Consider the following 11,961-nt stretch of genomic DNA (forward strand, 5'->3'; position numbering starts at 1 on the left):
CGCCCTGCAATCGTATTTCATTACGATGCAAGACGCTAAATCTAGCGACTATTTACGATAATTCATTTTTTATGGTTGAAATAACGTCTAAGTTCTTATAAAATGACGTATAGATATATTAAATATCGTTCAAAACATAAAAAACGAGTTATTCGCAAGTTTGCATCGTGGTGAGGTCACGATTGTAAGCGAGTGTAGAAGGACGGCAATCCGACTACATTCACGCGGGTAACTCTTTTTGCTTTTTCCGGGCTTATTTCGTTAGCAACAACGATAAACTATCAAACGATTAAACGCAAGAAATATTTTCATATAAAACCATCCGTGAGCTGCTGTGAGACGCATCGAAATTTCATTTATCGTATAATCGTACGTCTCGATTACGCTGACATCTCATTATCATTTAATATCTGTTAAGATAGTTGCTATTTTTGACTATCTTTTTTTACTCATAGGCCAATGTTCTTGATTCGCTTTGTATATTGATTCATAAACATTCCGTTTCAACTTCTGATAACCTATCTTATGTAAACTAAAACAACGAACGAAACGTTGATAAATCAACATTCTTCAACTTCTCCGGAAGTAATCGTTATGCACCATTTTATTCACAGCTCTCAAACGCAGTATCTACGCATGGTTACGTTATGTAACTGTAACAGTCCGATTGATTACGAATGCATAAAAATGTAACGTTGATTTGCTTGTTTTGACCCCCTATTTTAGAACGCTCAAGATAAGGAGTGTGTGCTTTGTTAGAGGGGGTAGTGTTGGGATTTGCGATTTGAATTATCTAAATCCTGACACTGCATAGTGGTAAGTGTAATTAGATGTTTTGAGTTTCTTTCCATCTGTAGTTTCCCAAAAGGTATAGATAGGTTTACAACATGTTTTTGTAAGTTGGATACCTCTTTCTTTCTCTACTTCGACAGCTTAGAAGTACTACGACGGAAATCGTAGAACAAACTGTCAAAGACTATATAAAATATTATAACTATATCCAAATATAAGTAAAACTAAACAACCAGTCGCCGGTACAATACCGACAACTGGTTGGGTAAATACTTTTTTGACCTCTGTCTTATATATGGGGACAATCCCCCTTACTTAAGAATTATTATACTGGACACTCATTTGGTCTTGAAGAATTAGAGACACACATTCGGCATTTCCACAAGCACGAAGTACTAGCTACCGCACAGATAAGACAAAAAGCACAAGAAACTGGGTTCAAGCAACTTGCACAAGCACCTAAGCACGAATAACCAGAAACACATGACTCCCAACTACCACAGCCAATACAATCGGCCATACATGACTTCCATTTACCTCCGGCACCCAATGGAACAATAACTGGTGTACCCTCATTAAAAATAACTGGATCCTCATCGTCATTAAACCTAATAAGAGCATTTTCGCCAAATACCAATACTCCAGCAATTTCATCATTTTCTGTAATATCTAAAGATAAAGCTTGAATAAACTTATTTGTAGATTTTTGTGATTTTTCATCAAATGAATACTGTTCTACATTCAACACTTTCTGACTACCTGATGCTAGTTCATATCCTCCCTCTTTAAGGAAGTCTAATATAATATGATAATCCTTAGAGTTTTTGAACCTTTCTAACTCCTGTTCAACAACTTCCTTCTTGTTTTCGAATTTATTAAGTTGATAAAACCAAACTTCTTTCACTTCTGTATATTGTAGCTCAATCAATTCACCGTTCTGTAAAACAGTTTGATTGTATTGAGTCCCTAATAATTCACCATCGGACTCTTTAAAAGATAAGTCTACTTCAACAGCATTAAGATCATTTGAAAAGCTTTTAAGTTCGTCAGTTAACTTCAAATTTAGACCGAGTTTACCGTTTAAACGTTCATCGATCCGTTTTGTAACATCCGACTTTTGAGAAGTAGATAATTTAACAATGTTACCCATAAAAAAACCACCTTATTATTTATTAGAGTTTTTTTCAACTCATATAATAAAGTGGAGTAAAGGTGTTTTTGGTAAACCTATTCTTTACTATAATAAAAAAATGCTTGAAAAATTTGAGTAACCATAAAAATATTAAAGCTCACAAATAATGCAAAGGTTACAGAATCTTTAAATGCAACGAGATTATCATTCGCAAAAATAGAGATACTTAAATGAATAATTAAGTAAAGATAAGATAAACTTAATGATGTTTTTAATCTTTCAATAATAAAATTATCTAATAGCACTTCTTTTTTTAACAAACTTTTCTTTTTAACAGTAATTAAGGTTTCTTTAATTAAAAAGTAGAAAGCTACTATAACTGCTATTGAAAAAATAACCCCATTAAAAGTTGCTCCACTGGTAAAATACTCATATGCCACAAAAGTAAAAACTAATACAAAAATTAAACTAAACAAAAGTTTTAGGAATTTTGGACCTCTTACTAAACCCACTTAGAAACACTCCCTTTTATCAATGTAAAAAACTTCTTTTATATCTTTTTCCAATACAATGCTAATTGCATAAGCAACAACAATTGAAGGTACATAGCTTTTATTTTCTATTGAAACTATAGTTTGTCGATGAACAAATGCTTTGTCTGCTAATTCTTGTTGTGTCATACCTACAAATAATCTGAATTTTTTAACATTGTTATAAACAATCGGTTTTTTCAACTCTCATCACCTCACACTATGTATATTATCATATCCACGATGTACAGCATACTATACAAGCAAAAAAAAGTAAAAAATGGTATTAATGACCTGTTTTTAATTTTTAAAATTCTTATGGTTAATACGTACAAAAGACAAACAAACTTAACCATTGCCTTAAGCATGGCGAAGCCGTCCACATCAAAAGATAAATATTTATAGCGATTTTTACTTCAGCCAGAAAATAAGAATGTGGAATCGCTATAAGAATCTAGTTCAAAAAATCTTAAAAATGTGGCATAGCCATCAATCCCTTTTCGCATATCAGTTTCCCCACATATGATGTAGATATTTTGTACGCTGGTAAAATCATGTTTCATCGACGGTTCGATGGTTCAACAATGGTTGAACTTCTTAATAATGGTTTGGATAATGCGCTCATCTACGCAATTAAAGAAGGAAATCTCAACTGTAGGAGTTTTGATTGTTTAGCTTGGACTGAAAGTCGCTGGAGTTGAATTTGATGTAATGTCACGGGGACGATGGTTAATTTGGTGTATAGCATAGGAAAGTACCCCTTGATTGATGCGTTTATAGTTCCAGGTAGGTACTGATAGCGAATATGTGTTTTTTGATTACGGGCTTAGATTAGAAATTGTATTGAAGAAAGTTATAAAGAAATTTATATTACGATTTCGTTTTTTAATTTAGCTTCACTTTTATATTTATAACGGTGGCATAGCCAAGAGGTTAAGGCCAAGGTCTGCAAAACCTTTATCCCCAGTTCAAATCTGGGTGCCACCTTACTACCGCTATATTCGAGGTGAAATGTATGAATAATATTGAATATAAATTGAGAAAATATAATCAAATTAAAACGGATCTTTTAAAAATATCTAAATGCCTTGAACATTGCGACAAGGCTCAAAAAGAACTGTACCAAAATGTCTGCATTGAATATTCCATGGAACTAAAAAAAATTAAAAACTCACTTGAATCTGTATATGACGTTAAGATTTTTCAATGTTGTTCAGAAGAACAAACCTAAAAATTTTATTTCTCTTTTCCGCAATGAATATGTCTAACATTTTTATAAAAGTAAATTAAGTGCGAATCTGAAAAAATCTTATGAAATACGCGTCGAAAAAAATCCCCCACTATCAAACGCACTTTATAGAACACAACAGCGGAAAAATACTTGATGATTTCAGATACCCCATCTATATAACGATAAAATACAAATACTAGATTTATGCTTTCATAATTAATCTCACTTGTTTATGTATTAACAAAAAATGACTTTGCTTATATTCAAACAGAATAGGAGAGATTTATGATGCAGGGAAGAGTAGTAGAATCAGATATTAAAGTGAATGCTTTTACGATTTTAGATAATCCAGATGTAACAAAAGCTATTGCACACTTAAAAGATGTTGTAAAGGTAAATGATTCATCAACATTTGATTTTAAAGCATTTGATATTGAATATTTTGAGGAGGTTGCTGCTTCAGAAGAAACAATGATTGAACAGACAACTACTTATGTAAAATTAAGCGATGAGGCACAACTCCGAGTAATTTCAACAAAAGCAAAGAATGGTAACTCGAAATTCAATGTAGCAGCTATTCATCTTGGAGAAAAAGAGGGTGCCCCACGAGTATTTACAACTACTTTTGAAAATGGGGAAATAGGATATACTGTAGCCCGAGCATATGATGAAGAAGGTTTCAAAGTACCACAAGATAATAATGAAATCCAAGCGTTTATACCTTTACTTGACTGTATATGGGGTGGTTCCTGTTGCACTTTAGGTGGAAAAAAATATAATTGGTGTGGACTAGGCTGCGGTTCAGGTACTCCAATAAATGATTTAGATACTTGCTGTAAATGGCACGATAATTGTTATACAGCAAACTCAAAATACCCAGCCCGTTGTACTTGCGATAATGTCTTAATTGCTTGTGCTGAAGGAACGAATGCTGATGGAGCAGGTATATTAATTGCTGCATTTCATGCTAAAATGATTTATGAGGGTTGCTAATAAATCATCTTTAACGAAGAATTCAACTACAATAAAACAGATATTAAATATCGAAAAATCTAGTTGTCTGTTTCTAATTTAATTGCAAGTATTGAATAACGATATCAAATACCTTGTGATAATAATTTGCAGAAGAAACTACATATTTTACGTTATTATGAAGACAGCGAAATTTTGTTTTTAGAAAATTTAGATAACAATTATTTATGTTTTCACAAATTAAAAAGAAAAAGCATTCAGAGTGAGTATATTCTGAATGCTTTTTTCTACAAACTAAAGAAACTTTTGTGTTTTTTATATGAAAATCATATCTTTGTTTGTATTCTAATCCAAACAAAGATATCTAATCATCCTTAGTAAAGAAATCCCAAAAACTAGGGGCTTCTTCTCTGAAATTTAGACTTTTCATTTTTTGAAATATCTTTATGTATAGTTCCTGTTCTAAATCAGCTCGTTCTTGTAATGCTGTTTGTGAAAGAGACTGTTTTATATGTTTTTTGTATATTTTTAAATAGTCATTTTCGATATTCTCATTACAAGTTTCATCTTTTTTCAATTTTCCCACCTCTTATACGATCTTTTAATTTTGCAACAGCCTTTTGGTGAATATTAGAAATGTTTTGCGGGGATGAATTCATTAGCTTTGCAATCTCAGTCCTTGTTAAGTTTTTCACGTAGATTAAATCTAGAATTCTATACTGAGATTCCGTTAATATCTCTAAAGCTTGATAAAGTAATTCATTACTAATCTCATCACGTAATGTGGTATCTTCAGTTCCAAAATTAATTTCACTTTCATCTTCAATTAATTCTTTAAAAGTTTCCGATTTGGAATCATCTTTTCCTATCTTCCTATCTAAAGAAAGGACAAAGCGATTATTTATTTTTCTTATTCTTTTATCGAAATCAATAGAATAAAATCTAATTAAATTTTTAAAATACGAGTTTATTCTAATTTTTTCGTAATGATTTTTAAACATCAATTCTACTTTATTTCTGTTTTCCTGGGTTGGAGTCGAAATCGCAATCTCGAATAATGAAAAGTGTTCTTCGTTTTCTAAAAAACTTTTAACTACAGGATTTTCTAAAACTTTACTATTGTTCAATAAATTAGCAACTTCTTTACTAGTAGTATTTATTGACAATGTAATCTCTCCCCTCTAAATATACTAATAATTAAAGTGAAGGGAAGAATAGTATTTTAAACCTAATTTGGTATTTATAGTTTTTTTGTACATCGCTGTATAATAATGGGATGTTTACTAAATTTAAATAAAATATCCTTTTTAATCCACCGCACTGCGCTTATTATTACAATTCTTCTATTTAAATTTTTCTTCCTTGTATCACTTAATACATTAGGAGGAGATGAAAATTGATGAATACAGAGATAATTTTAAAGCCTGTTAAAATTGTAAAGTTGTTCAAAGTTCTAAGCACTGTTCCCGATAATTTAGATAAAATTAGAGCAAGAGAACTTTGGGAAGAATCAGACCAAGGTTCAGGATCTATTGTTGCTGTTTTAGATAGTGGTGTCCAAATGGACCACCCAAATTTAGAACCAAATATTATTGGTGGTTATAATTTCACAGATGACGATGACGGGGACCCTAAAATATATAAAGACTATCTGGGACATGGAACACACGTTTCTGGAATAATAGCAGCCATTGACAATGGTAAAGGAATTATAGGTGTTGCACCTAAAAGTAAGCTACTTATTTTGAAAGTAATTAATCATAAAGGAAGAGGCAACTTTGAGAGCTTAGTAAAGGGTATTATGTACGCAGTTAATTGGATTGGACCAAATGGAGAAAAGGTAAACATTATTAATATGTCATTAGGTGGTACGGAGGCACATGAAGAACTGCATAAGGCCATAAAATACGCCCGTTCAAAAGGAATTGTATTAGTATCTGCGGCTGGTAATGAAGGAGATGGAAACATTGATACCATAGAAATTTCATACCCTGGTTTTTACAAGGAAGTAATTCAAGTTGGCTCCATATCTGAAGCACAAACACCTTCTAAATTTTCTAATACAAATGTAAATTTAGATTTCGTTGGACCTGGTGAAAATATTTTATCTGCACATTTAAATAACGATTATGTGGAATTAACTGGAACATCTATGGCTTCACCTTTTGTTGCTGGTGCTGCTGCACTTATTATAAAAATAGTAAATCGATCTGAACCACATTTAATTCCTATGTATGTATATGATTACTTATTGTCACATGCTCTTCCATTGGAAAACTTCTCAATCAATCAGGTTGGAAATGGTTTTATTCAATTAAAATAGAGTTATTCTCTAGGAGGTACTTCATTTGAACCCAAAAGAAAAATTAGAAGTCATTCAATACTCTCTCTATATTGAAAATGGAGAAATACTATTTAACCAAGAGCACGCAAAAGAAAATGGCTTATCACTTGAAATTATAAATGCTATTAAAAATAAAGTAGCAGAAGAGAATACTAATGAAATAAAAGCGTTAAATGTTGAAACGCTAATCTTCCCTATTATTATTTGGGCTGCTGATATATTGGGTTCTTACTTATCTCGAAAATTTCTTAATCTCGGAACTCAATCATTCTGTAGTGTTTTTAAAGATACCAATTATATTACCAAGTTAGTTTGCGATGAATTAAATCTCTAAATTCACTTTTATTCATGAACGAGTTCAATCAACGAATATCAAAATTATTAACTCTCTTATAAGGTGCGAAATATATTTTTTCAATATTCTTATTACGGAGTTTATTAATTAACATGTCCCTTCACTTAATATTTTAAAAATAAATAAAGGAGTTGTAAAATTGATAAATAAAACAATAACTGTATTTCATAGTGATCACTGTGTACATTGTACAAATTTAATAAAATGGCTAACAGAAAGGGATATCTCATTTATACCTATAAATACAAAAGATCCGGATGTATCTATTAAACTTATAGAACGTGGAATTAAAGCCGTTCCATTCACAATCATTGAAAATAAGGAAACAAGGAAACAAGAAGAAATTATAGGATTTAATCGTCAAAAATTCGAAAATATATTATATAGGTGATTAAGGAATATACACAAGCTAAATATGATAGCGATCGATTAATTCCTGTTCTGAATTTAAACTCGATTGAAATTTTGATGAACTACCTAAAAACTTTAGATGTCTCTAGTTCACCAGCGTTCCGTGGAAGTAACGAACATTACAGCGTTATGCAGCAAAGTTTACCGTAGAACACGGAATCCAATTTAGCTGCCATGTACTGCGTCATACGTTTGCAACATTACTTTTAGAAAAGGGTGTGCCGATTAGCATAAAATCCTGCATAAACGTTTTTTAAAACAGTTTATTGGCTAGCTTAAGCTAGCCCCTTTTGTTTTTATAAAATCGAGCAAAACGACAACAACTATAGCTACTTATTTTTGAAAAATAACAGCTAAATAGTTGTACAGGTCGTAGGAATCTCCTACCAAGTCAAAAACAGAGTTTTTGGGATATGGCATGCCATATCCGTAGCTTGCCCTTGCCCTTGAAAGGAAAGGGCAAATAAAAGAGCTTCAACCTAATGGTTGAAGCTCTTTTTTATTTAAACTCAGGGAGAGTTATAAATATGATGGTATTTGGAAACTTGAAAACTTTTAAAGAGTTTTCAAGTATTATTCGTTATAGCCTACCCACTTATTAATGCCTGTAAATTCCATAGGAAAACCTAATGAAAGTGGTGTTTGATGTTCTGCTATTGGGTCGTGGAAGTATACTAACTTAGGAGTACCTCCGTCAATTTGACGCCAAACTTCATAAGCAGGGAAACCATCGCTGTTTATATGTCGAATCTTTTTATCGTATTTTTGAGATTCGAAGTGCAATACCTTTGAAAAGTAACTTAATAACTGTATTTTTCTTACATGAATTTGAAACAACTTTTCAATCATGTCTTTTTTTTGAGCAGAAGGATGTTCTAGATAACTTAAATAGAATTTGTTTATCTTTTCATCCGTTAAAAAAGCTTGTAATAAACGATTTTGGATCAATAAAGCCAACTCCAATGCATTTTCTAATAAGAATACTTGTTCTATTTTACCCCAAAAAAATAACAAATGACATAGCCATTATGTTTAATTTCAGGACCGAAGAAATGTTAAATTCCTCACTATTTTTGTTGATATTGCTTTTCTATTGCCTGAGAAAGAATTTGGATATTTTCAACCAATGAATCTAACTTTCGTTCGAATCGATGAAGTAAATAAATAGCTATAACAATAGGAAAACCAACATTACTTATTAAGTTAATTAAGCTTGTGTAATCAGTCATATGAACACTCCTTTCTAAAAAAACTAAACTATTGTTATTTATAAAGGCCATTTGCGATGCTTAAAATCAACCAGTTCAAAAAGATATTTTATGTTTGGTTACACGCAGCCCTTTCGGAACCGATTTTATGCCTATTAAACACACCGAGTCTTCGAAGGTGCGTAGATGGGCACTCTGAAATTTAATGGCCAATATTATGGCTACACTTGCAACAGAATTTCATCCTTTTTCAAGCAGTATTCTTATCATTCCGTTCTCCATATAGTTCTACTTTGTTATGTATACAAAATAACCCCCCCTGTATTCCGTCTCAACCCAAGTGCGAAGCACTTTCAGAGTGTGCTGTATCACACTCTTAATCCTGCACGTTGTGCTTGGCACTTTTCATGCACCGACATTCCCTAATAAAAGGGATATGTTATATGCTTAAAGAGCATCTTTTTTGCTTCATTTTTACGCATTTGATCTTAGGTTTTCGGTTCGTTCGGTATGGCTGGTTGGTAAATAGAACAAGAACCTAACAGATGTAGCGCATACATACAGTTAAAAGTAAAAAGGACGCTTAAAAGCGCCCTCAGTGCGTCATAAAATTAACTTGAACTTTGATTAAATTAATCAAAGAATTTAACTCTACCCTTTTAATTTAAACTAGTTTACTTTTTTAGAACAAAAAGCACGCTTATTATAAGTTGCATTTTTATCTATGTTCATTACTCATTCACCTTTGTTTTCAAATTTACTCATATGTGTATTGTTCTGCATGAACTACATTTTATTTTTAATTTCAAGAAGCAACGAAATATCTACTAACAAACAGTCCTACTACTACCTTTTTTCAATTACGATTTTGATTTTATAATTAATCAGGAAGCCAACTAAACAACCAATCAGCATGTACCAAAATCCAACATCTGTAATTATCCGTAATATCATGTGCCATCACCCCAATTCATTAACTTTTAAGTTGCTGCTTTGAATTTAGATTTAATTAACCATCTTTTTTATATTTTTAAGCGCAAAAAAAAAGCACGCCATATTAAACTCCTGGTTTAATGACCTACTTATCTCTCAATTATGTATTTTAGGGCACACTTATCCCTACACATTATTTAAGCCCAAAGGCTTCTTCTTGGTTCAATACACCGTCGCCGCCGTATGGCAGCAACAACAAAGAAATCTATTATTAAGTATAATAGATTTCTAAATCAAATAAAAGATTTATATACAATTTTTCAAAGCTTATAAAGTAAACCATTTAACCGCGTATAATTTATATTATGTGCGGTTAAATGCACTATCTACCGAACAATCGCGACCACACAGACGGCTTTTCTTCGGCAACCTTTCGGATACTTTCTAATTCTGCGCGGATAGATTCAATCGTTGCAGACTGTCCCGCTATTACTTTCGCTTGCTGCTCCATTTTATCGCTAATATCTGACTGAAAATCTAACGCTAATTTATCGCGCACATGTAATTCCTCACGTAGCGACTTATTGTCTGCCATTAACGCCGAAAGATGCGCCAGTACGCGTTCAGCGTTGTCGCTGTCTTGCTGTACTACGGGGATATTCGCGTCAGTTGTTGCGACAACTTGCGCTATTCTTGGCGCAAGAATAGCGCTTATATCAATATCCGATGACATAACGAAACTAGCTGCTTCCTCTAACGGCATTGATTTCTCTCTGTTTAGGTGCTGCATGGCGCGTAAAATGTTCACGTCTGTTTGCGAATATTCGCGATGATTTCGAGTGTTACGGTACAATTGCAGTCCGTTTTGCTCCAGCAATGCTGCATAATGTTTCAGATTAGTGGTCGTAAAACCTAATATATTTGCTACTTCTTTGGCTGCTAGTCGATCATTATCGTTTGTCACATTTAATCACGCTCCTTTAGCCAGTCATAAAACGGAACTTTCGGCGTCTCTATCGGACGCTTGTCCGAAGGAATTGGCGCTACTACATCATATTGTACAGCTTTTTCTAACGCAGCTGAGAACGTAGCTACTATATTTTCAAACACATAACCATCTGCGAGTTGCATTGCAATAGAATGAACGATGTCTTTTGCTTTACTGAAACGTTTAGCATCGCAACCTGAGCCTATACGCAAGGCTAGGACGTGTCTTACGGCTTTGATAGACTTATGATAAGGCATTTCATTTAAGACGTCATAGAGAGCAATTTGAAAGGAATTAGAAGCATATTCTAATACATACTCTCGGCTTGGTGTCGGTTCTTTTTCTATTTCCTCTTTAACAGCATTAGCGACCTCACTTATATACTTATCTTTTACTTGTTTAGAAATAAAAGAGATATTAAGGTTAGGACTTTGTTTTTCACTCTCAACACTTACTGCGCCAACGGATTGTGCTTCTTTCTGTTCGGCAATTTGTTCAGCATTTAGTTGAGCAAGTTTGTAGTCGGAAAGCGAAAATACCTCGCGCATAATCTCTCGGAAGTTGTCGTGTTTTTTATCAACAAATATGTACTTTCCAGCGCCTCCACGCGACTTTATTAGTCTAGCAACAATATACTCGCCGGAATCTTTCAACGCCCTCACAGCGCTCGTAACGGTCCTTACGGACACACCACAACGCTCAGCTAATTTATCTGCACCAACTTTTGCGATTCCGGCTGCGGACGTGATGTAAAGAATATGATCCAGGACATCGCGCTGCTTATTCGGAAAGGCTTCGTCTAGCATAATGTTTCTTTCTTCTAACGATGATCGCAGCGCATTAAGCCTGCTACGTTTGGCTGACGTAGAAGGTCGCTCCGTTGTGTAAGTTAGGTAAAATTGTACTCGTTGATTTGTTGCTGTTAATGTTTTCATAGTCGTTTGCCTCCAGTTTTTGCGGAAACAAAAAGCGCCCTGCAATCGTATTTCATTACGATGCAAGACGCTAAATCTAGCGACTATTTACGATAATTCATTTTTTATGGTTGAAATAACGTCTAAGTTC

Annotated in this window: 13 protein-coding genes and 1 tRNA gene; 5 read left to right on the plus strand and 9 right to left on the minus strand. The window is 33.2% G+C overall.

Annotation, left to right across the window (positions count from 1 at the left end):
* Positions 1–1,117: 1,117 nt before the first annotated feature.
* The 3 genes from ABH968_RS27320 to ABH968_RS27330 all read right to left on the minus strand — a co-directional run bounded on the left by ABH968_RS27320 (position 1,118) and on the right by ABH968_RS27330 (position 2,658).
* On the minus strand, positions 1,118–1,942 hold the full coding sequence (locus ABH968_RS27320) for a hypothetical protein (protein WP_370049108.1): 825 nt from the start codon (positions 1,940–1,942) through the stop codon (positions 1,118–1,120).
* 77 nt (positions 1,943–2,019) lie between these two features.
* Positions 2,020–2,436, minus strand: coding sequence for a hypothetical protein (locus tag ABH968_RS27325; RefSeq protein ID WP_370049110.1), 417 nt, complete (start codon positions 2,434–2,436; stop codon positions 2,020–2,022).
* A complete protein-coding gene (locus ABH968_RS27330; protein WP_370049112.1) occupies positions 2,437–2,658 on the minus strand; it encodes a helix-turn-helix transcriptional regulator in 222 nt (73 codons plus the stop codon).
* Between the two features lie 711 nt (positions 2,659–3,369).
* Between ABH968_RS27330 and ABH968_RS27340 the strand changes: the two genes are divergently transcribed.
* Together ABH968_RS27340 and ABH968_RS27345 are read left to right on the plus strand one after the other, a co-directional pair.
* A tRNA-Cys gene (locus ABH968_RS27340) sits at positions 3,370–3,441 on the plus strand.
* A gap of 529 nt (positions 3,442–3,970) precedes the next feature.
* Complete coding sequence (locus ABH968_RS27345) at positions 3,971–4,678, plus strand: phospholipase A2 family protein (RefSeq protein ID WP_370049115.1); 708 nt, start codon at positions 3,971–3,973, stop codon at positions 4,676–4,678.
* A gap of 343 nt (positions 4,679–5,021) precedes the next feature.
* Here ABH968_RS27345 and ABH968_RS27350 read toward each other — a convergent pair whose 3' ends face one another.
* Entirely contained in the window at positions 5,022–5,234 is a 213-nt protein-coding gene (locus tag ABH968_RS27350) for a hypothetical protein (protein WP_370049117.1), read from the minus strand.
* The gene (locus tag ABH968_RS27355; protein WP_370049119.1) at positions 5,221–5,823 is read right to left on the minus strand and encodes a sigma-70 family RNA polymerase sigma factor; all 603 of its coding nucleotides are present in this window, start codon (positions 5,821–5,823) and stop codon (positions 5,221–5,223) included. Before ABH968_RS27355 ends, ABH968_RS27350 begins: the two co-directional genes overlap by 14 nt.
* Before the next feature lie 233 nt (positions 5,824–6,056).
* Here ABH968_RS27355 and ABH968_RS27360 point away from each other — a divergent pair, with 233 nt between their 5' ends.
* The 3 genes from ABH968_RS27360 (at position 6,057) to ABH968_RS27370 (ending at position 7,747) form a co-directional block, all read left to right on the plus strand.
* A complete protein-coding gene (locus ABH968_RS27360; protein WP_370049121.1) occupies positions 6,057–6,980 on the plus strand; it encodes a S8 family peptidase in 924 nt (307 codons plus the stop codon).
* Between the two features lie 25 nt (positions 6,981–7,005).
* Positions 7,006–7,335, plus strand: coding sequence for a hypothetical protein (locus ABH968_RS27365; protein ID WP_370049123.1), 330 nt, complete (start codon positions 7,006–7,008; stop codon positions 7,333–7,335).
* A gap of 160 nt (positions 7,336–7,495) precedes the next feature.
* Positions 7,496–7,747, plus strand: a complete 252-nt coding sequence (locus ABH968_RS27370) for a thioredoxin domain-containing protein (protein WP_370049124.1) — start codon at positions 7,496–7,498, stop codon at positions 7,745–7,747.
* A 593-nt stretch (positions 7,748–8,340) separates the two neighbouring features.
* Here ABH968_RS27370 and ABH968_RS27375 read toward each other — a convergent pair.
* From ABH968_RS27375 to ABH968_RS27390, 4 genes are all read right to left on the minus strand, one after another.
* Positions 8,341–8,715 carry a DUF3238 domain-containing protein gene (locus tag ABH968_RS27375; RefSeq protein WP_370049126.1) on the minus strand — a complete coding sequence of 125 codons (375 nt, stop codon included), beginning with the start codon at positions 8,713–8,715 and terminating at the stop codon, positions 8,341–8,343.
* A 119-nt stretch (positions 8,716–8,834) separates the two neighbouring features.
* Positions 8,835–8,996 carry a YvrJ family protein gene (locus ABH968_RS27380; RefSeq protein WP_370049128.1) on the minus strand — a complete coding sequence of 54 codons (162 nt, stop codon included), beginning with the start codon at positions 8,994–8,996 and terminating at the stop codon, positions 8,835–8,837.
* 1,294 nt (positions 8,997–10,290) lie between these two features.
* Positions 10,291–10,872 carry a MerR family transcriptional regulator gene (locus ABH968_RS27385; RefSeq protein WP_370049129.1) on the minus strand — a complete coding sequence of 194 codons (582 nt, stop codon included), beginning with the start codon at positions 10,870–10,872 and terminating at the stop codon, positions 10,291–10,293.
* Between the two features lie 2 nt (positions 10,873–10,874).
* On the minus strand, positions 10,875–11,831 hold the full coding sequence (locus ABH968_RS27390) for an HTH domain-containing protein (protein ID WP_370049131.1): 957 nt from the start codon (positions 11,829–11,831) through the stop codon (positions 10,875–10,877).
* Positions 11,832–11,961: the final 130 nt, after the last annotated feature.

It is taken from the genome of Lysinibacillus sp. RC79, assembly GCF_041262405.1.
GTDB lineage: Bacteria > Bacillota > Bacilli > Bacillales_A > Planococcaceae > Lysinibacillus.